General features: G+C 72.5%; 19 protein-coding genes and 1 pseudogene. 11 read left to right on the top strand and 9 right to left on the bottom strand.

Annotation, left to right across the window (positions count from 1 at the left end; genetic code table 11):
• The 3 genes and pseudogenes from JJI54_RS28110 to JJI54_RS28100 all read left to right on the top strand — a co-directional run.
• A pseudogene (locus tag JJI54_RS28110) lies at window positions 1-107 on the top strand (IS5/IS1182 family transposase); the annotation flags it as partial.
• Between the two features lie 46 nt (window positions 108-153).
• Complete coding sequence (locus JJI54_RS28105) at window positions 154-471, top strand: hypothetical protein (protein WP_203076741.1); 318 nt, start codon at window positions 154-156, stop codon at window positions 469-471.
• 77 nt (window positions 472-548) lie between these two features.
• Window positions 549-1,256, top strand: coding sequence for a hypothetical protein (locus tag JJI54_RS28100; RefSeq protein WP_203076740.1), 708 nt, complete (start codon window positions 549-551; stop codon window positions 1,254-1,256).
• A 3-nt stretch (window positions 1,257-1,259) separates the two neighbouring features.
• On the opposite strand, the gene JJI54_RS28095 is transcribed toward JJI54_RS28100, so the two are convergent.
• The 4 genes from JJI54_RS28095 to JJI54_RS28080 all read right to left on the bottom strand — a co-directional run bounded on the left by JJI54_RS28095 (window position 1,260) and on the right by JJI54_RS28080 (window position 4,200).
• Entirely contained in the window at window positions 1,260-1,979 is a 720-nt protein-coding gene (locus JJI54_RS28095) for an LrgB family protein (protein WP_203076739.1), read from the bottom strand.
• The gene (locus JJI54_RS28090; RefSeq protein ID WP_203076738.1) at window positions 1,976-2,323 is read right to left on the bottom strand and encodes a CidA/LrgA family protein; all 348 of its coding nucleotides are present in this window, start codon (window positions 2,321-2,323) and stop codon (window positions 1,976-1,978) included. Before JJI54_RS28090 ends, JJI54_RS28095 begins: the two co-directional genes overlap by 4 nt.
• A complete protein-coding gene (locus tag JJI54_RS28085; protein WP_226382182.1) occupies window positions 2,320-3,153 on the bottom strand; it encodes a tetratricopeptide repeat protein in 834 nt (277 codons plus the stop codon). Before JJI54_RS28085 ends, JJI54_RS28090 begins: the two co-directional genes overlap by 4 nt.
• 78 nt (window positions 3,154-3,231) lie before the next feature.
• The gene (locus JJI54_RS28080) at window positions 3,232-4,200 is read right to left on the bottom strand and encodes a tripartite tricarboxylate transporter substrate binding protein (protein ID WP_203076737.1); all 969 of its coding nucleotides are present in this window, start codon (window positions 4,198-4,200) and stop codon (window positions 3,232-3,234) included.
• A gap of 120 nt (window positions 4,201-4,320) precedes the next feature.
• On the opposite strand from JJI54_RS28080, the gene JJI54_RS28075 reads away from it, so the two are divergent.
• Window positions 4,321-5,175 carry a Rossmann-fold NAD(P)-binding domain-containing protein gene (locus JJI54_RS28075; RefSeq protein WP_203076736.1) on the top strand — a complete coding sequence of 285 codons (855 nt, stop codon included), beginning with the start codon at window positions 4,321-4,323 and terminating at the stop codon, window positions 5,173-5,175.
• On the opposite strand, the gene JJI54_RS28070 is transcribed toward JJI54_RS28075, so the two are convergent.
• From JJI54_RS28070 to JJI54_RS28055, 4 genes are read right to left on the bottom strand one after another with little or no spacing between them, the layout of a single operon-like run.
• Window positions 5,127-5,924 (bottom strand): phosphotransferase, encoded by a 798-nt coding sequence (locus JJI54_RS28070; protein WP_203076735.1) that lies wholly within the window; start codon window positions 5,922-5,924, stop codon window positions 5,127-5,129. The genes JJI54_RS28075 and JJI54_RS28070 overlap by 49 nt on opposite strands.
• Before the next feature lie 36 nt (window positions 5,925-5,960).
• Entirely contained in the window at window positions 5,961-6,137 is a 177-nt protein-coding gene (locus tag JJI54_RS28065; protein WP_203076734.1) for a hypothetical protein, read from the bottom strand.
• Window positions 6,134-6,868 (bottom strand): alpha/beta hydrolase, encoded by a 735-nt coding sequence (locus JJI54_RS28060; RefSeq protein WP_203076733.1) that lies wholly within the window; start codon window positions 6,866-6,868, stop codon window positions 6,134-6,136. Before JJI54_RS28060 ends, JJI54_RS28065 begins: the two co-directional genes overlap by 4 nt.
• The gene (locus JJI54_RS28055) at window positions 6,865-8,025 is read right to left on the bottom strand and encodes a fumarylacetoacetate hydrolase family protein (RefSeq protein WP_203076732.1); all 1,161 of its coding nucleotides are present in this window, start codon (window positions 8,023-8,025) and stop codon (window positions 6,865-6,867) included. Before JJI54_RS28055 ends, JJI54_RS28060 begins: the two co-directional genes overlap by 4 nt.
• A gap of 179 nt (window positions 8,026-8,204) precedes the next feature.
• Between JJI54_RS28055 and JJI54_RS28050 the strand changes: the two genes are divergently transcribed.
• From JJI54_RS28050 to JJI54_RS28025, 6 genes are read left to right on the top strand one after another with little or no spacing between them, the layout of a single operon-like run.
• Window positions 8,205-9,542 (top strand): extracellular solute-binding protein, encoded by a 1,338-nt coding sequence (locus JJI54_RS28050; RefSeq protein WP_203076731.1) that lies wholly within the window; start codon window positions 8,205-8,207, stop codon window positions 9,540-9,542.
• Window positions 9,542-10,480, top strand: a complete 939-nt coding sequence (locus JJI54_RS28045; RefSeq protein ID WP_203076730.1) for a carbohydrate ABC transporter permease — start codon at window positions 9,542-9,544, stop codon at window positions 10,478-10,480. The genes JJI54_RS28050 and JJI54_RS28045 overlap by 1 nt, the downstream gene beginning before the upstream one ends.
• Window positions 10,477-11,325, top strand: coding sequence for a carbohydrate ABC transporter permease (locus tag JJI54_RS28040; RefSeq protein ID WP_226382181.1), 849 nt, complete (start codon window positions 10,477-10,479; stop codon window positions 11,323-11,325). Before JJI54_RS28045 ends, JJI54_RS28040 begins: the two co-directional genes overlap by 4 nt.
• A gap of 32 nt (window positions 11,326-11,357) precedes the next feature.
• Window positions 11,358-12,311: an isopenicillin N synthase family dioxygenase gene (locus JJI54_RS28035; protein WP_203076729.1), complete on the top strand. Its 954-nt coding sequence runs from the start codon at window positions 11,358-11,360 to the stop codon at window positions 12,309-12,311.
• Window positions 12,312-12,353: 42 nt separating this feature from the next.
• Window positions 12,354-13,481, top strand: a complete 1,128-nt coding sequence (locus JJI54_RS28030) for a glycosyltransferase family 4 protein (RefSeq protein WP_203076728.1) — start codon at window positions 12,354-12,356, stop codon at window positions 13,479-13,481.
• Window positions 13,478-14,395: a glycosyltransferase family 9 protein gene (locus JJI54_RS28025; protein WP_203076727.1), complete on the top strand. Its 918-nt coding sequence runs from the start codon at window positions 13,478-13,480 to the stop codon at window positions 14,393-14,395. The genes JJI54_RS28030 and JJI54_RS28025 overlap by 4 nt, the downstream gene beginning before the upstream one ends.
• Before the next feature lie 46 nt (window positions 14,396-14,441).
• On the opposite strand, the gene JJI54_RS28020 is transcribed toward JJI54_RS28025, so the two are convergent.
• Entirely contained in the window at window positions 14,442-16,112 is a 1,671-nt protein-coding gene (locus JJI54_RS28020) for an NYN domain-containing protein (protein ID WP_203076726.1), read from the bottom strand.
• A 147-nt stretch (window positions 16,113-16,259) separates the two neighbouring features.
• Between JJI54_RS28020 and thrS the strand changes: the two genes are divergently transcribed.
• Window positions 16,260-18,194: a threonine--tRNA ligase gene (gene thrS, locus JJI54_RS28015; protein WP_203076725.1), complete on the top strand. Its 1,935-nt coding sequence runs from the start codon at window positions 16,260-16,262 to the stop codon at window positions 18,192-18,194.
• Window positions 18,195-18,314: the final 120 nt, after the last annotated feature.

The following is an 18,314-nucleotide window of genomic DNA, read 5'->3' as shown; positions in this document are numbered from 1 at the left end:
GCCTCAAGGACTGGCGCCGCATCGCCACCCGCTACGACCGATGCCCCACCATCTTCTTCGGCGCCGTCACACTCGCCGCCATCGTCATCTTCTGGCTCGGCCAATGAGTCCTGAGCCTAGCAACCGTCCCGGGGGGCGGACGTTACGCTCCCCATGACCCATCGCCTTCTCCTCGCCGCCCTCCTCCTCCCGGGCTTCGCCCTCGCGCAGCCCGTCGCGCCGCCGCAGGCCGGTGGCCCGCCGCCGGGCCGGGTGGAGGAGATCGGGCGGGATGCCGGCCCGGCGCAGCAGCCGCCGCGCACCGACAGCCCCCAGGCGGTGAACCGCGGCACGGATGGGTCGGCGGTGGGGCGGGACCAGCCCGCCGGCACGGGAACGACGCCGCAGGGTTTCCTCGGGGAGAGCACCTCGGGCGCGCGGGAACCCGCGACGCCGCCGGCCGGCGCCCCGCCACAATCCAGGCCGGAGTGAGGGGCACCGTTCCCGCGTTGACATGATCCGCCGCGGCCCCGCAGCATTGCCGGAATGGCAATCGGGGGTTGCGGTCGGTGCGTCTTGTTCTGCTGCTGGCGGCCCTTCTCCTCCTGCCGCTCCCCGGCCAGGCGCAGGCGCCCGGATCGATGGTGGAGGGCAGCCTCGCCCTCGGGCCCAAGGTCCTGCCCCTGCCGGCCGGGCCCTGGCGCGTCATGCATCTCGGCGTCGGTGCTGCGCGCACCAGCGACCAGAGCGTGCCGACCCGGTTCCACGAGGCCGTCCTGGTGCAGGAACGCGCCGGCCGCGCCGCGGCGGTCATCGTCGCCCGCGCGGCGCAGGAAGTGGCGGTGCATTGGGAGCCGCATGGCGTCTGCCTCCACGAAGGTGCCTTGGCGCGCCATGTCGTCTCCGCCGTGCGCGCCGCCCTGGATTGCCGCGGCCTGGTGGTGGTGGCGGCCGGACGGCAGCCGGGGCAGGCCGCCTATCTGGACACGCTCCACGATGAAGGCCAGCGCCGGGCGGGCTGGCTGCCGCCCTACTGGATCAGCAGCCAGTTCCTGCTCAGCGAGTCGATGCACTACCTGCATGTGGAGTATCGCGTGGCGCCCTCCGTCATCGCGCCGGGGATGGCGGGCGGGGCGCCCCTGGCCGAGGGCGCCCGCGTTTCCGTGCCGCAGGCCCTGATCCAGCAGCTGGATGGCTGGGGCGTGCAGGCCCGGTCGGAACTCCGGCGCGGCCTTTATGGCCGCCAACCCACGGCGCCGCTGCCTGCGCTGTTCTGAGGGCTACCCCGCGAAGAACCCCCAGAGCAGCGGCAGCAGCAGCGCCGTCGCCAGCGCGTTCAGCCCCATCGCCAGCCCGCTGAAGGCGCCGGCCGTCGCGTTCACGCTGAGCGCCCGCGCCGTGCCGATGCCGTGGGAGGCGGTGCCGATGGCGATGCCGCGCGCCCGCCAGTCCAGCACCCCCGCCCAGGTCAGCACCACCGGGCCGAGCGCGGCGCCGACGATGCCGGACAGGATCACCACCACGGCCGTCAGGCTCGGCAGGCCGCCCAGCCGTTCCGCGATGCCCATGGCGACGGGCGTCGTGACGGATCGCGGCGCCAGGCTCGCCACCACCTCCGGCGCCGCGCCCAGCGCCAGCGCGATGCCGATGCCGGCCAGCGCCGCGAAGGCGCCGCCCAGGATGATGGAGGCCGTGGCCGCCAGCGCGGATCGCCGCACCAGCGCGAACTGGCGATACAGCGGCACGGCCAGCGCGACGGTCGCCGGGCCCAGCAGGAAATGGACGAATTGCGCGCCGCTGAAATAGGCGCGGTAGTCGATGCCCGCCGCCAGCAGCCCGCCGGCCAGCAGCGCGACGGCGATCAGCACCGGGTTCGCCAGCGGATGCCGCCCGCACCAGCCATGGATGCGCAGCGCCGCCAGCCAGGCCAGCAGCGTCGCCGTCAGCGCGGCCAGCGGTTCCCGCGCCAGATAGACCCAGATCTCCGCCAGCGGCGTCATGGATCCTCCTTCGGCAGCAGGGCCTGGGCGATCCGTCCCGTCGCGGCGATCGCGGCCAGTGTGCCGGCCAGGATGGCGAGTGACAGCGGCGCCCAGTCCCGCGCCAGCACGGGCAGGAACAGCACCACGCCGACGCCCGCCGGCACGAAGAGCAGGCCGAGATGGCCGAGCAGCCCATCCGCCGTCTCGCCCAGCGGCGCCGGCACCGGCCCGCGCCGCGCCAGCAGCGCGAGGAACAGGATCACCATCCCCACGACAGGGCCGGGCACGGGCAGGTGCAGCGCGCGCGTCGCGACCTCACCGGCCAGCTGGCAGACCAGCAGCGCGGTGATGGCGCCGATCAACGGCGGAAGGGCCCGGCCTCGTTCAGCGCCAGGTTCTGCGCGGCGAGGTCCGCGGTCGGGCTGTCCGGCGCGATCTCGATCGCCCTTTCCCAATCCTCCCGCGCGCCGGCCGTGTCGCCGCGCAGCTGGCGGATGATGCCGCGCTCCAGCAGCGCCTCGGCATAGTTGGGGTCGAGGGCCAGGGCGCGGTCGATGTCCCGCGCGGCATTGTCCACGCGATCCAGATGCCGCCAGGCGGCGGCGCGGAAGACCAGCGCCTCCGTCCGCTCCGCGTCGATCACCAGCGCGCGGTCCAGGTCTTCCAGCGCCTCCCGGTAGCGGGAGAGGGAGCCGAGCGTCACGGCGCGGTCCGTCAGCAGGTCCGGATCATCCGGGGAGAGGGTCAGCGCCAGCGTCGCGGCGGCATAGGCGCGGCCCGCATCGCCCGCCATCAGCCAGGCCTGGGTTGCCTGCGCGAAGACCGCGGCGCGGGCGGCATTGCCCGCACGGGAATTGCGCGCCAGGGCTTCCAGCTGCCGCGCCGCCTGGCCGGGCTCGCCCATGGCGAGGATGGAGATGGCCAGGCAATGGCGCGCGCCCTCGCCGCCGCCCTCGGCCTCCCACGCCTCGGCGAAGCTGCGGGCCTCCACCGCATCGGTGCGGGCCAGCATCATGCAGCGCTCGCTGCGCGGGCTGCCATCGAGGCGCGGCGGCTCCGGCGGCGTGGGCAGCACTTCCTCCGCCGTCAGGGCGGGGCTCGGCAGGATCACGACCCAGGTGAAGCCGCCCAGCGCCGCCAGCGCGGCGGCGGCGAAGGCGCCGAGGAGCATGGTGCGGGCAGGGCGTCGCATGGCCCGCTTCTATACCACCTTTCGCGATACGGGAATCGCCGGCGGAGAAGCCCGCCGGCGATCAACCCTTGGTGGTCGTCAGTCCGAGACGATGCGGTGTTCCCGCACCACCTTGCCCCAGCGTTCGTATTCGCTGGCGACGAAGGCGCCGAATTCCGCGGGCGACATGGCGCGGGGCGTCATGCCGATGCCGGCCAGGCGTTCGCGCACGCCCGGATCGGCCAGCGTGGCGGCGAGGTCCGCGTTGATCCGCGCGACCACCGCCTCCGGCGTCCGCGCCGGGGCCAGGACGCCGACCCAGCTATCCGCGGCGAAGCCGGGGAAGCCCTGTTCCGCCACCGTCGGCACGCCGGGATGCACGGGGGAGCGTTCGGCGCCGGAAAGCGCCACGCCGCGCAGCGACCCCGCCGTGACATGCGGGCCGACCGCGACGGTGGAGGTGATGACCAGCGGCACCTGCCCGCCAAGCGCCGCCTGCACGGCCGGCCCGCCGCCGCGGAAGGGCACATGGGTGAAGCGCGCGCCCGTCAGGGTGGAAAGCTGCGCCATCATCAGATGGCCGGTGGAGCCGTTGCCGATGGTGCCGTAATGCGGGCCTTCCCCGACCCGCCCCGCCGCGATCACGTCGGCCAGCGTCCGGAAGGGGGCGGTGGGGTGGGCGGCCATCAGCACGGGCGCGCCGCCGATGAGGCCGACCGGCGCGAAATCCGCCAGCGTGTCGAAGGGCATGCGCGGCACCATGTGCGGGTTCACCGCATGGGTGGACAGCGCGAAGAGCAGGGTGTGGCCATCGGCCGGGCTGCGCACCACCGCCTCCGCCCCGATGAGGCCGGAGGCGCCGCCGCGATTCTCCACCACCACCTGCCGGCCGAGCTTCTCCGACAGCACGGGGGCGACCAGGCGCGCCACCGTGTCCACCGTCCCGCCGGGCGGGAAGTTCACCACGGCGCGGATCGGCCGGTCCTGCGGGAAAGCCTGGGCCCGGGCGACGAGTGGTGAGGCAAGGGTGGCCCCGGCCAGGGCGAGGGCATGGCGGCGGCGAAGCATGCGGGACGTTTCCTGTCTTGCTTGTAATGCCTGACCATGGCGGAACGATCAGCCGGGGCGCAACCCCTTTGCGGGCGGCCGGCATGGGCGCACATCAGGGCCGTTGACCGGGGGGATGGCATGGTGGATCGGCTGGTGGTGGCGGGGCTGGGCTACAGCGGCGGCGCGATCGCGCAGGAGGCCCTGGCCGCGGGTTTCGCCGTGACCGGCACGGCGCGCGACCCCGCCCGCGCGGCGCCGCCGCCGGGTGTTGCCGTCATCGCCTTCGCGGAGGCCGGGGCGGCGATCCGCGAGGCCACGCACCTCGTCGTCACGGCCGCGCCGGGCGAGGCTGGCGACCCCGTGCTGGCCGCCCATGCGGCGGCGATCGCCGCGGCGCCCGCGCTGCGCTGGCTCGGCTACCTCTCCACCACCGGCGTCTATGGCGACCGCGGCGGGGCGGCGGTGGAGGAGGCGACGCCCCCCGCACCCGGACAGGACCGGTCCAGGCGGCGGCTGGAGGCGGAGGAGGCCTGGCGCGCGGCGGCCGGCGTGCGGGCGCTGGACCTGTTCCGGGTGGGGGGCATCTACGGGCCGGGGCGGTCCGCGCTGGATGAACTCCGCGCCGGCACGGCGCGCCGCGTGGTGAAGCCGGGCCATGCCTTCAGCCGCATCCACCGGGACGACATCGCCCTCGCCGTGGTGGCGGCGGCGCGGCGGCCGGATGGCGTTCGCGTGCTGCACCTCGTGGATGACGAACCGGCGCCCTCCGCCGATGTGGTCGCGGAAGCCGCGCGGCTGCTGGGCGTGGAACCACCGCCGGAGCTGCCCTTCGAGGCGGCGGCCCCGCGCATGTCCCCCATGGCGCTGTCCTTCTGGTCGGAGAACCGCGTGGTGACGAATGCAGCCACCAAGGCGGCGCTCGGCATCGCCTGGCGCTGCCCGACCTACCGGGAGGGGCTGGCGCGCATCCTGGCGGCGGAAAAGGCGGGGTAGGGCGCCAGCGGCGACGATTCCGGCCACCAGCCGCGCAGTATCGACGCGATGGCCCGTGCCGGCTGAGCCAGGGCCGTGTTGCCGGCGGCCACCGTCTCTGCGTCGTGCAGCAGCCGCGATCGGCGCGGCGCGATCCCCCAGATCGCATCCTCCGCCATCGCCAGCCTCAGCAGCCAGCCGAGCCGGCGCAGGAACCACAGTGCGCAGGCGGCCTGCATGCCGGCTTCGAAGCAGGAATCGTCGGCCGCCTCCGGCAGGGCCGGCGCCAGCGCCCGGCGATAGGCCGCTTCGACCCGTGCGACGATCGCGGCCGGCACGGTGCCGGCGCACCAGCAGGTCGGGAAACCCATGCGGAGATAGGCCGCATCCATCAGGCAGAACCCGCTTCCGCTGCGTTCGAAATCGATCAGCCGCGCGGCGCCGTCTGACAGCAGCACATTGTCCGGGCAGGGATCGTGATGCAGCCAGCTTCGGAACGGGCCGGGCTGCGCCGAGACCAGCGCCGCGACGGCGGGGCGGGGCAGCGCGGCCTCGATGGCAGTCGGCAGCGCGCCAAGGTCGATGTGAAGCGGGCAGGGCAGCGGCTGGTGGCCTCGTGTGGCGCCATGAACGGTGCCGAGTGCATGAGCCCAGGTCAGGAGCGCCGCTTCCGCCGCGCCGGGGTCGTTGCCCAGCAGGGGCGCCACCATCGACCCGGCGGGACCGACATCCTCCATGACCAGCAGCTTCGCCTCGGCACAGCACGCCACCAGGCGGGGCAGGCCGGGCAGGCCAAGGCTCGCTTCCTACCGCGCGAACCGCTCCCCGGCATCCGCGCCCAGGATGCGCTTGACGATCAGCCCGCCCGGCAGGCGCAGGATGAGGTTGCGGCGGCCGGGCTGGCTCAGCGGCTCCAACCCGCCGGGATCATGGCCCAGCAGGCGGGCCGCGATCCTGATCGCTTCCTCGACATCCTCGCTCACGCCAGCAGGCTGTCCAGCGTCTCCGCCAGCAGGCGGAGGTCCTCCGGCCGGGAGAGGCGGTGGTCGCCATCCTTGATGAGGGTGACGCGGGCATCGCCCTGGACCAGCGTGTCGAGGATCCGCAGCGCGTGGCGCCAGGGCACGTCCGGGTCCGCCATGCCCTGCAGGATGCGGACGGGGCAGGGCAGGTCGATCGGCGCATCGAGCACCGATTGGCGCTTGCCGTCCTCGATCAGCGCCCGCGTCACCGGCGTCGGTTCGCCATACTGGCTCGGCAGCTGGATCATGCCGTCCCGCGCCAGCGCCTGCCGGGCTTCCGGCGGCAGCGCGGGCCAGAGCAGCTTGTCGGTGAAATCCGGCGCGGGCGCGATGCCGATGAGGCCCGCGAGCCGCGCCGCCCGCTGGCGCGCGATCAGCAGCGCGATCCAGCCGCCCATGGAGGAGCCGACCAGGATCTGCGGGCCCTCCGTCAGCGCATCGAACAGCGCCAGCGCATCGGCGGCCCATTGGCCGATGGTGCCGTCCTCGAACCGCCCATCGCTTTCGCCATGGCCGGAATAGTCGAGCCGCAGGAAGGCCTGGCCACGCGCCGCGCAATGGTCCCGCAGGAAGACCGCCTTCGATCCCTGCATGTCGCTGCGGAAGCCCGGCAGGAAGACCACGCCCGGCCCCTTGCCCGGCAGCCGCGCCCAGGCGAGGCGGCCGTCGAGGCGGCCCGTCTCTTCCGTCATCGCGGAAGCCCGCGCCGCGCCAGGTTCGCCATCAGCGCGCCGATGCCGAAGGTCCAGGGCGGGCATTCATCGGTGCGGTCCACCTCATTCTCCAGCGCGCCGAGGCGCGGGGAGGCGATGCGCACGACATCGCCGGGGTGATGCGTGAAGCCCATGCCCGGCGCGCCGCGATCCTTGGTGGGCGAGAAGGGCGTGCCGAGGAACAGCACGGCGCCATCGGGATACTGGTGGTGCGGCCCGATCATCTGGCCCACCACATCGGCGGGATCGCGGCTGATGGACCCGACGCGACCCGATTCGGAGAGGTTGAAACCGTCCCGCCCCGTGATGGTCAGCGTGATCTCCGCCTGGCGCACATCCTCCAGCGTGAAGCCGCCGTCGAAGAGGCGGATCATCGGGCCGAGCGCGCAGCTCGCATTGTTGTCCTTGGCGCGGCCGAGCAGCAGGGCGGAACGCCCCTCCACGTCGCGCAGGTTCACATCGTTGCCGAGCGTCGCGCCGACGATGCGGCCGCGGCCATTCACCACCATCACCGCTTCCGGTTCCGGATTCGACCAGTGGCTGATCGGGTGCACGCCCACCTTGGCGCCGGTGCCGACGGCGGAGAGCACGGGCGACTTGGTGAAGATCTCCGCATCCGCGCCGATGCCGACCTCGAGGTACTGGCTCCACCATCCCTTGGCGACCAGCGCGGCCTTGACGGCCATCGCCTCCGCGCTGCCGGGGATGAGGTTCTGGAGGTCGTCGCCGATGATGGCGCGGACCTCGCCGCGCACGGCCTCCGCCTGGCTGGCATCGCCGCGGCAGCGCTCCTCGATCACGCGTTCCAGCATGGAGCGGACATAGGTGACGCCGGCGGCCTTGATGGCCTGCAGGTCGATGGGCGCGATGATCCAGGGCCGGTCCGCGGCGCGCGCGCCATGCCGGGCATTGGCCAGCGCGGCGGGCAGGTCCAGCGCCGCGGGCACGCCCTGCGCGCGGATGGCGGCGACGGGATCGTCGCTGTTCAGCCAGGCGCTGGCGGTGCCGAAGGCGGGCGTCATGTCGAAGGCGGCGCCGCCGAGCAGGGCCAGGACCGAAGGGCCCTCCGGCGTCTGCAGCCGCAGCGCGAAGGCGCCTTCCTTCCAGTCATCGGGCAGGCCGTCCGGCATCGTCATGGCATGTCTCTCCCTGTCCTGGTGGAGCCTAGCCGCATCGGCGCGATGGGGAAGGGGGCGGGGTTGCCGATCGGATGCCGAACCGACCCCGCCGCCGCATGGCGGGGCTTGCCCCGGCACCATGTTTCGGCGGAGCATCCGCGCCGGACAGGCCGATCCGAGCCTTGAGGGAGGGACCCATGACGATGATCACGCGGCGCGGTGCGCTGCTGGGCGGTGCGGGGATGCTGGCGGCGCCGGCGCTGGTCAGCCAGGTCGATGCGCAGGGCGCCTTCAACTGGCGCCGCTTCGCGGGAGAGCGGATCGAGGTCAGCCTGACGGCCAATCCGCGCAGCCAGATCCTGATCCAGAACCAGCGGGAGTTCGAGGAGCTGACGGGCATCCGCGTCGGATCCGAGGCGATTCCCGAACAGCAGCACCGGCAGAAATTCGTCATCGAATTCGCCTCCGGCCGTCCCTCCTTCGACGTCATCGGCATCAGCCTGCACGTCAACAAGCGCCAGGTCGGCCGCGCGCGCTGGACCGCGGACCTGAAGCCGCTGATCGCCGATGCGTCGATGACCGCGCCCGATTTCGACTTCGGCGATTTCGGCGCCGGCGCCGTCGCCTATTCGACGCAGGCCGATGGGCGGATGGACACGCTGCCGGAGTTCACCGACTACTTCATCCTCTACTACAACAAGGAAATCTTCCAGCGCGCCGGCCTGCAGGTGCCGACCACCTATGACGAGATGTACGAGACGGCGAAGCGCCTGACCGATGCGCGCGCCGGCCAGGCGGGCTTCGTCGGCCGCGGCGTGCGCAACGCGAATGTCGTGCTCTACACCAGCTTCCTGCTCGGCACCCAGCAGCGGGACTGCACGGATGCCAACCAGCGCCTGCTGACGGACACGCCGGATGCCATCGCGGCCGGCGAATACTACAAGAAGATTATGCGCGACTGCGCGCCGCAGGGCGTGGCCGGCTTCAACTGGAACGAGGCGCAGACGAGCTTCGCCCAGGGCCGCGCCGCCATGTGGCTGGATGGCGTCGGCTTCGCGGCACCCTTGGAGGACCCGACGCGGTCCCGCGTGGCCGGCAAGGTGGGCTACGCCGTCGTGCCGCGCGGCGCGGCGCGCCACCATTGCGCGCTCTTCGGCACGGGCCTCGGCATCAGCGCGGGGTCCAGCGAGCGCAAGCGCGGCGCCGCCTGGCTCTACCTGCAATGGGCGCTGAACAAGCGGAACCAGCTGCGCTTCCTGACCGCCGGCGCCGGCGCCCCCGCCCGCCAGAGCCCCTACCGGGACGAGGAGGCGATCCGCTCCAGCCGCTTCGGCCGCGACTATTTCGAGACGCTGATCGCCTCCTCCCGCATCGCGCATCCGGGCCTGCCGGAGATCGTGCCGGTGACGGAGTTCCGCGACACGCTGGGCGCGGGGCTGACCAACATGATCGGCGGCGCCGATGTCGCGACGGAATTGCGCCGCGCCACCGAGGCCTTCCGGCCCATCCTCGAACAGTCCGAGCGCGCGACCTGATGTCTGGCGGCACCACCACGGGGGATGCGGCGGCGCTGTCGGGCGCCGCCGCGGACAAGGCGCGGCGCGGCCGTGCCTATGCCCGGCACTACTGGCCCTTCGTCGTCCCCGCCGCCCTCGTGGTGGTTGCCGTCATCGTCTTCCCCTGGATCTTCACCCTGTGGATGAGCGTGAATGAATGGAAGCTGGGCTCCGGCCGCAGCTTCGTCGGGCTCGCGAACTACCAGCGGCTCTGGGGCGACGAACGCTTCCATGCCTCCATCTGGCGGACGCTCTACTTCACCGCGCTGGCGGTGGTGATCCCGGTGGTGCTGGGCACGGCGGCGGCGATCGCCTTCCACCGGAAATTCCCGCTGCGCGGCCTGGCGCGCACCATCTTCATCCTGCCGATGATGGCGACGCCGGTCGCGGTCGCGCTGGTCTGGACCATGATGTTCCACCCGCAGCTCGGCGTGCTGAACTGGATCCTGTCCCAGTTCGGCATCCCGCCCAGCATGTGGGTCTATGACGCCTCCACCGTGATCCCGACGCTGGTGATGGTGGAGGTCTGGCACTGGACGCCGCTGGTCATGCTGCTGGTGCTGGGCGGCCTGGCCTCGCTGCCCGTCGATCCCTATGAGGCCGCGAAGATCGATGGCGCGACGGGCTGGCAGGCCTTCCGCTTCATCACCCTGCCGCTGCTCGCGCCCTTCCTGATGGTCGCGATCATCATCCGCACCATCGATGCGCTGAAGGCCTTCGACACCATCTACGTCATCACCCAGGGCGGGCCGGGCACGGCGAGCGAGACGATCAACATCTTCCTGTATCTCAACGCCTTCGCCTACTACAACATGGGTTATGCCAGCGCGGTGGTGGTGGTGTTCTTCGCCCTCATCATCGGGCTCGCGCTGCTGCTGCTCTGGTCGCGCGAACGCTTCAAGGATGCGGCGCGATGAGCGGCACGACGATGCGGGCGAAGCCCTGGAAGCGGCGCCTCGAAAGCCTCGGCTTCGGGCTCGCGGTCTTCGCCCTGGTCTCGCCGGCGGCGCTGGTCTTCCTGTGGATGCTCTCGCTGTCCCTGAAGAACGAGGTGGACAACACCGCCTTCCCGCCGGTCTTCATCCCGAGCCCGCCGACGCTCGACAATTTCCGCGCGGTGTTCGAACGCAACGACTTCCTGCTGCAGGCCTGGAACAGCGTCGTCGTCAGCTTCGGTGCCACGGGCATCGCGCTGGCCGTCGGCATCCCCGCGGGCTACGGCATCGCCAAGATGCGGGCCACCAAGGCGGCGGTGCTGATCCTGATCGCGCGCATCACGCCGGGGCTCTCCTACCTCATCCCGCTCTTCCTCCTGTTCCAGTGGATCGGGCTGACGGGGACGATCTGGCCCATCCTGATCACCCACCTGGTGCTGACCGTGCCGATCGCGGTCTGGGTGATGATCGGCTTCTTCGAGGGCCTGCCCGGCGAGCTGGAGGAAGCGGCGCTGGTCGATGGCGCGACCATCTGGCAGGCCTTCCGCCACGTGGCGCTGCCGCTGGCGCGGCCGGGCATCACGGTGGCGACCATCCTCGCCTTCATCTTCTCCTGGAACAACTTCATCTTCGCCATGGTGCTGGCGGGGCGGGAGACGCGGACGCTGCCCGTCGCCGTCAACAACATGCTGACCTTCGAGCAGATCAGCTGGGGCCCGCTATCGGCCGCGGCGCTGCTGGTGACGGCGCCGGTGCTGGTGCTGACGCTGGTGGCGCAGAAGCAGATCGTGGCGGGGCTGACGCAGGGCGGCGTGAAGGGCGGCTGACAGCGCGGCGCCGCCGCGCCACCATGCGGGGCATGAGCGACAGCGTCCCCGTCATCGACGTCTCCGGCCTCCGCAGCCCCGATCCGGCCGCGCGCCGGGCGGTGGCCGCGCAACTCGGCGCGGCCTGCCGCGGGCCGGGCTTCTTCCTCGTCACCGGCCACGGCATCCCCGATTCCACCACCGCCGGGCTGTTCGGCGCCGCCCGCGCCCTCTTCGCCCTACCGGAGGCCGCCAAGCAGGCGATGTCGATCCGCCGTTCGCCGCACAACCGCGGCTATGTCGGCCTGTCGGAGGAACAGCTCGATCCCACCAAACCCGCAGACCGGAAGGAGGCCTTCAATGTCGGGCTGGAGATGCCGCCCGACCATCCGGAGATCCGGGCCGGCGTGCCCTTCCGCGGCGTGAACCTCTGGCCGGAGGGGCGCCCCGACCTCCGCGCCGCCATCCTCGCCCATTTCGACGCGGCCTGGGCGCTCGGCCGGCTGCTGCATCGCGGCTTCGCGCTGGACCTCGGGGTCGCGGAGGATTTCTTCGAGGACAAGCTGGACCGGCCCCTCGCGACGCTGCGGCTGCTGCACTACCCCGCGGGCGATGCGGGGGCCGCGCTCGGCGCCGGGGAGCATACGGATTATGGCTGCGTCACGGTGCTGGCCACGGATGGGGTGGCGGGGCTGCAGGTGAAGCGCCGCGGCGGGGGGTGGGAGGATGTGCCGAGCCTGCCCGGCGCCTTCGTCTGCAACATCGGGGACTGCCTGATGCGCTGGACCAATGACCTCTACGCTTCCACCCCGCATCGCGTCCGCGCGCCGGTGGCCGAACGCTATTCGGCGGCCTTCTTCCTGGACCCCAACCCGGATGCGGTGGTGGCCGTGCTGCCGGGCTGCGCGGACGCCGGGAATCCGCCGCGCTACGCCCCCGTGACCGGGGCCGCCTACCTGCGCGCGAAGCTGGACGAGACCTACGCCCATCGGCGCGAGGGGGGCTGAACCCTTCACGCGCGGGCGCGGCGGGGCTAGGAACCGCCCTCGATGGCTCTCCCCCCCGCCGTGCTGCAGGTCCTCCCCGCGCTTGTCACCGGCGGCGTGGAGCGTGGGACGATCGAGATCGCGGAAGCCATCCGCGATGCGGGGCTGCGCGCCATCGTCGCATCCCAGGGCGGGCCCATGGTGGCGGAGCTGGAGGCGCTGGGCGCGCGGCACGTGGCGCTGCCGCTGCGGACCAAGTCGCCGCTCGGCATCTGGCGCAACGCGGCCGCGCTGGCCGACCTCGTGAGGCAGGAGGGCGTGGCCCTGATCCATGCGCGGTCCCGCGCGCCGGCCTGGTCCGCGCTGCTGGCGGCGCGGCGCACCGGGGCGGCCTTCGTCACCACCTATCACGGCGCCTACAACGAAGGCTTCCCGGGCAAGCGGCTGTACAATTCCGTCATGGCGCGGGGCGACCGCGTCATCGCCGTCAGCCACTTCATCGCCGACCTGGTCCGCGCCCGCCATGGCGTGGCGGAGGACCGGCTGCGCGTGATCCATCGCGGCGTCGATCCGCGCCGCTTCGACCCCGCGGCGGTGCCGCCGGACCGGGTGGCCGCGCTGCGCGCCGCCTGGGGCGCGCCGGATGACCGGCCGGTGGTGCTGCTGCCCGGCCGCCTGACCCGCTGGAAGGGCCAGGCCGTGCTGATCGAGGCCATGGCCGCGCTGCCCGGGAACGCGCTGGCGGTGCTGGCCGGCGGCGGCGGGGAAGGCGAATACCGCGCCGGCCTGGTGGCGCTGGCCCGCCAGCACGGCGTCGCCGACCGGGTCCGCATCCTCGGCCATGTGGAGGCGCTGGGCACGGCGCTGCTGGCGGCCGACATCGTCGTCCATGCCAGCACCGATGCCGAGGCCTTCGGCCGCACGGTGATCGAGGCCCAGGCCATGGGCCGCCCCGTCATCGCCGCCGACCTCGGCGGGCCGCGGGAGACGGTGGAGGATGGCGTGACGGGCTGGCGCGTCCGCCCGGGCGATGCGGCGGCGCTGGCCGCGGCGCTGGCCCGGGTGCTGGCCATGCCGGCGGCGGAGCGCGCGGCGGTGGCGCGGGCCGGGCGCCAATCGGTGCTGGCCCGCCACACCACCGCGGCGATGCAGCAGGCGACGCTCGCGGTCTATCGGGAGTTGCTGCCGTGAGTGCCCCCGTGCTGGTCATCCGCCTGGGCGCGCTGGGCGATTTCGTGCAGTCCTTCGGCCCCTTCGCGGCCATCCGCGCGCATCACCCCGGCCGCCGGATCGTGCTGCTGACCACGCCGCCCTTCGCGCCGCTCGCCCGCCGCAGCCCCTGGTTCGACGAGGTGTGGGAGGATGGCCGCCCCGCCTGGACCGACATCCCCGCCGTGCTGCGCCTGGCGCGCCGGCTGAGGGCCGAAGGCTTCGAGTGGGTCTATGATCTGCAGACCTCCGGCCGGTCCTCCCGCTACCGGCTGATGGTGGGGCTTGGCGCGAAATGGTCCGGCACGGCCTGGGGCGCGTCCCACCCCCATGCCAATCCGCGGCGGACGGTGATGCACACGCTGGAACGCCAGCGGGACCAGCTGGAAATGGCGGGCATCCACCATTTCCCGCCGCCGGCGCTGGACTGGCTGGATGCCGATCTCTCGGATTTCGCGCTGCCGCCGCGCTTCGCGCTGCTGGTGCCCGGCGCCTCCCCCCACCGCCCCGGCAAGCGCTGGCCGGTGGCGGGATTCGCCGCCTTCGCCGCGGGCTGCGGCCTGCCCTGCCTGGTGCTGGGGGGGAAGGGGGAAGCGGCGCTGGCCGCGGCGATCACCCGCGCCGCGCCCGGCGCCATCGACCTGGCCGGCCGGACCAGCATCCCGCAGGTGGCGGCCCTGGCGCGCCGGGCCAGCTTCGCGCTCGGCAACGATACCGGCCCCACCCACCTGATCGCCGCCGCCGGCTGCCCGACGCTGGCGCTGTTCGGGGATGAGAGCGACCCCGCCCTCTGCGCGCCGCGCGGCCCGGCGGTGGCGGTGCTGCGCCACGCGCCGCTTTCCGCGCTGGGGGTGGAGGATGTGCGCGCGGCGATGGCGGGGCTGGCGCCCCGCTGAGCTAGAGCAATATGCGTTCAGATGGAATCATCTGAACGCAGCGTGCTCAGGCCACCCCCGGGCCGGTCCCGGCCTGGGTCCAGTTGCGCAGATCCTCCTTCTCCGCCTCGCTGAGCGGTTCATCCAGCGCGCGCACGGCGGCGACCAGCGTGGCGTAGAGCCGGCGGGCGTGCTGGGACGCGGTGTCGGGCGCCGGGGCCTCGTTCAGCCTGGCGAAGCCGCGCAGCAGCCAGCGCAGGATGGCCGTGACCTCCCGCGCCGAGACATGGAGGCCCTGGGCCGCGCCCTCCGCCGCGATGGCGGTGGCGGCGGCGGGCAGGTCCGGCAGGTCGAGCGGCTGGCGGGCGGCGATGGCGTTCAGGACGAAGCCGATCTCCGCGGGCGAGAAGGCCGGCAGGTCCTGCGCGAGCTTCTTGTTGTCCCGCGATCCCCAGAGGATGTCGCGCACCAGCAGCGCGGCATCCATCATCAGCGCCTCGCGGCTCGGCGGCTCGGGCTCGGGCTCGGGCTCGGGCTCGGGTTCGGGGGGCGCCTCGGCCGCCGGCTCGGGGGGCGGTTCCGGGGCGTCGGGTTCCGGCGGCGCCTCCGCGGCGGGCGGCGGGGGCAGGCCGGCGGGCTCAGCCTCCCCGGGCGCCGCCGTCGGGGCGGCGGCTTCCTCGGCCACGGCGGGCTGTTCGGCCGGTGCTTCGGGGGCCGCTTCGGCCGGTGCTTCGGGGGGCAGGCCGGGCTGGTCCTCCACGCCCGGCGGCAGGTCCCCGGGCGGGGGGCCGCGCTCCGGATCGAAGACCCAGCGGCGGGATGGCGGGCCGGTCATCAGCAGGCGGGGGTCGCGCGCCTCCTCGATCAGCGCGCCCAGCGTGCCGGCGCCGGCATAGGTGGTCGCCTTGAGCTGGGGCAGGGCGCGGCTGATCTGGCTGCCCACCTCCGTCATCCGCAGCGCGCCGGCGGGGCTGCGGGCCAGGGCCTCCCTCAGCCAAGCCAGGGCATTGGCGCGCAGCGCGCCCAGGTCCGGCCCGCGCGCGGCGGGCGGGGCTTCCGCCCGCACCGGTTCCGGGCGCTGGTATTCCGGCCGGGGCGGCGGTTCGGGGCGGGGCGGCGCCTGGTCCACCTGCGCGATGGCGACATTGCCCATGCCGTCATGCGCGAAGTCATCCAGCCCCACGACGATGTCGGCGGCCGCCAGGTAGGCGCGCTTGGCGGTGTTCTGCGCCAGGATGGTGATGCGCCGGTCATGCGCCCGCAGCCGCGCCAGCGCCGGCAGGAAGTCGCTGTCCCCCGACAGGATCACGAACTCGTCGAAGGTGGTCTTGTGGTCCAGCGCGTCCCGGATATCGAGCGCCATCTTCATGTCGGCGCTGTTCTTCAGGTAGGCGACGGGCGGGCAATCCACGATGTCGAAGCCCGCCTGCACGAAATTGGCGCGGAACTCCCCGAAATAGGTCCGGTTGCGCAAATCCCGCTGCTGGCGGTAGCGCGCGACGGCGCGGCCCATCTGGAAATCGAAATAGCCGCCCGGGTTCAGGTAGCAGCGGCGGATCAGGGTCCGCCGCGTGGTTGGCGCGCCGCCGGCCTCCCGCCCCTCCAGCCAGGCCAGCCAGGCATCCGGCCGTTCCCCGAAGGCATAGGCCGCCCGTTCATCCCACCGCAGCAACGCCATGAAGACATTGTCGAAATCAACATAGAGCGCCGCGCGGGGCGGCTTCTCGGCTTCAGCCATGCGGTGGATCGACTCCGTTGGGCAGGGACGGTGGCACGGAACCCCGGGTTGAGGGGAAACTGTAACCATAATGGGCAACCTTGACGACGCCGTGCCGGGCTGGCCATGGTCCCGCCCCATTTTCCGCTATCGGAGCTTGCTGCCCCCATGCCCGCGATCACCCTGCCCGACGGTTCCGTCCGCGCTTTCGACGGGCCCGTGACGGGCACGACGATCGCCGCCGCCATCGGCCCCGGCCTGGCCAAGGCGGCGCTCGCCATGCAGGTGGATGGCAAGCTCCGCGACCTGAGCCATGAGATCGCGGACGATGCCGCCGTGCGCTTCGTCACCCGGAAGGATGCCGAGGCGCTGGACCTGATCCGCCACGACACCGCCCATGTGCTGGCGGAGGCGGTGCAGGAGCTGTTCCCCGGCACCCAGGTGACGATCGGCCCCTCCATCGAGAACGGCTTCTACTACGACTTCTCCCGCAACCAGCCCTTCACCACGGAGGATTTCGCCGCGATCGAGGCGAAGATGCGGGAGATCGTGGGCCGCAACGCCCCCTTCCGCCGGCAGGAGGTGAGCCGCGAGGACGCCATCGCGCTGTTCGAGGGCAAGGGCGAGCGCTTCAAGGTCGAACTCATCCGCGACCTGCCGGAGAGCGAGACGATCAGCCTCTACAGCCAGGGGGACTGGGTGGATCTCTGCCGCGGGCCGCATATGCGCGGCACCGGCGATGTCGGCACCGCCTTCAAGCTGATGAAGGTGGCCGGCGCCTATTGGCGCGGCGACCACCGCAACCCCGTGCTGTCCCGCATCTACGGCACCGCCTGGCGTGACCAGAAGGAGCTGGATGCCTATCTGCTGCAGCTGGAGGAGGCGGAGAAGCGCGACCACCGCCGCATCGGGCGGGAGATGGGGCTGTTCCACCTGCAGGAGGAAGCGACCGGCAGCGTCTTCTGGCACCCCAAGGGCTGGAAGCTCTACCGCACGGTGGAGGACTACATGCGCCGCCGCCTGGATGATGGCGAGTACCAGGAGGTGAAGACCCCCCAGGTGCTGGACCGGAAGCTGTGGGAACGCTCCGGCCATTGGGAGAACTACCGCAAGAACATGTTCATGGCGACGGTGGAGGACCAGGACGAGGCGCATCGCCTGCTGGCCCTGAAGCCGATGAACTGCCCCTGCCATGTGCTGATCTTCAACCAGGGCATCCGCAGCTACCGGGAACTGCCGCTGCGCATGGCGGAATTCGGCGCCTGCCACCGCTACGAGCCCTCCGGCGCGCTGCACGGCATCATGCGCGTGCGCGCCTTCACGCAGGACGACGCCCATATCTTCTGCGAGGAGCACCAGATCGCGGACGAAGCCGTGCGCTTCACCGCGCTGCTGTCCCGCATCTACAAGGATCTGGGCTTCGAGAGCTTCCGCGTGAAGTTCAGCGACCGGCCGGAGCAGCGGGCCGGCGATGACGGCATCTGGGACCGGGCGGAGGGCGCGCTGCACGAGGCCTGCCGCAAGGCCGGCGTGGATTACGAGATGAATCCGGGGGAGGGCGCCTTCTACGGCCCGAAGCTGGAATTCGTGCTGCGCGACGCCATCGGCCGCGACTGGCAATGCGGCACCTTCCAGGTGGATTTCGTGCTGCCGGAGCGGCTGGACGCCGAATATGTGGCGGAGGACGGGACGCGGAAGCGCCCCGTCATGCTGCACCGTGCCATCCTGGGAAGCTTCGAACGCTTCCTCGGCATCCTGATCGAGCAGCATGCGGGGCGCTTCCCGCTGTGGCTGGCGCCCGTGCAGGTGGTGGTGGCGACCATCGTGGACGATGCCGCCCCCTTCGCGAAGGAAGCGGCGGAGGCGCTGCGCAAGGCGGGGCTGCGGGTGGACCTCGACCTGCGGAACGAGAAGATCAACCGCAAGGTGCCGGACCACATCGCCCAGCGCGTGCCCGTGCTGGCCGTGGTCGGGCGGCGGGAGGCGGAGGAGGGCAAGCTGGTGCTGCGCCGCCTGCCGGGGCGGGACCAGGTGGAATTGCCGCTTGCGGAGGCGGTGGCGACGCTTGCGGCGGAGGCCACGCCCCCCGATATCCGCGGCTGAGCGGCATTTTTCGGCCCGGTGCACGCCTGCCCATTAAGGCAGCGGCTTGCACCGGCCCCGCCCACTCGCCATAACAATGAGAGACTAGCCTTGAACAGCGACAGGAGAGCGCCATAGCCC

The organism is Falsiroseomonas ponticola, from assembly GCF_016805305.1.
Taxonomy (GTDB): Bacteria; Pseudomonadota; Alphaproteobacteria; order Acetobacterales; family Acetobacteraceae; genus Falsiroseomonas; species Falsiroseomonas ponticola.
The sequence above is the reverse complement of the archived record's forward strand: the minus strand, read 5'-3'. Positions and strand labels throughout refer to the sequence as shown.

Coding starts and splice junctions, on each gene's coding strand:
- JJI54_RS28040 (WP_226382181.1), top strand. CDS start 10,477: ATGAGCGGCACGACGATGCGGGCGAAGCCCTGGAAGCGGCGCCTCGAA.
- JJI54_RS28035 (WP_203076729.1), top strand. CDS start 11,358: ATGAGCGACAGCGTCCCCGTCATCGACGTCTCCGGCCTCCGCAGCCCC.
- JJI54_RS28030 (WP_203076728.1), top strand. CDS start 12,354: ATGGCTCTCCCCCCCGCCGTGCTGCAGGTCCTCCCCGCGCTTGTCACC.
- JJI54_RS28045 (WP_203076730.1), top strand. CDS start 9,542: ATGTCTGGCGGCACCACCACGGGGGATGCGGCGGCGCTGTCGGGCGCC.
- JJI54_RS28050 (WP_203076731.1), top strand. CDS start 8,205: ATGACGATGATCACGCGGCGCGGTGCGCTGCTGGGCGGTGCGGGGATG.
- JJI54_RS28060 (WP_203076733.1), bottom strand. CDS start 6,868: ATGACGGAAGAGACGGGCCGCCTCGACGGCCGCCTCGCCTGGGCGCGG.
- thrS (WP_203076725.1), top strand. CDS start 16,260: ATGCCCGCGATCACCCTGCCCGACGGTTCCGTCCGCGCTTTCGACGGG.
- JJI54_RS28020 (WP_203076726.1), bottom strand. CDS start 16,112: ATGGCTGAAGCCGAGAAGCCGCCCCGCGCGGCGCTCTATGTTGATTTC.
- JJI54_RS28095 (WP_203076739.1), bottom strand. CDS start 1,979: ATGACGCCGCTGGCGGAGATCTGGGTCTATCTGGCGCGGGAACCGCTG.
- JJI54_RS28080 (WP_203076737.1), bottom strand. CDS start 4,200: ATGCTTCGCCGCCGCCATGCCCTCGCCCTGGCCGGGGCCACCCTTGCC.
- JJI54_RS28075 (WP_203076736.1), top strand. CDS start 4,321: ATGGTGGATCGGCTGGTGGTGGCGGGGCTGGGCTACAGCGGCGGCGCG.
- JJI54_RS28105 (WP_203076741.1), top strand. CDS start 154: ATGACCCATCGCCTTCTCCTCGCCGCCCTCCTCCTCCCGGGCTTCGCC.
- JJI54_RS28085 (WP_226382182.1), bottom strand. CDS start 3,153: ATGCGACGCCCTGCCCGCACCATGCTCCTCGGCGCCTTCGCCGCCGCC.
- JJI54_RS28055 (WP_203076732.1), bottom strand. CDS start 8,025: ATGACGATGCCGGACGGCCTGCCCGATGACTGGAAGGAAGGCGCCTTC.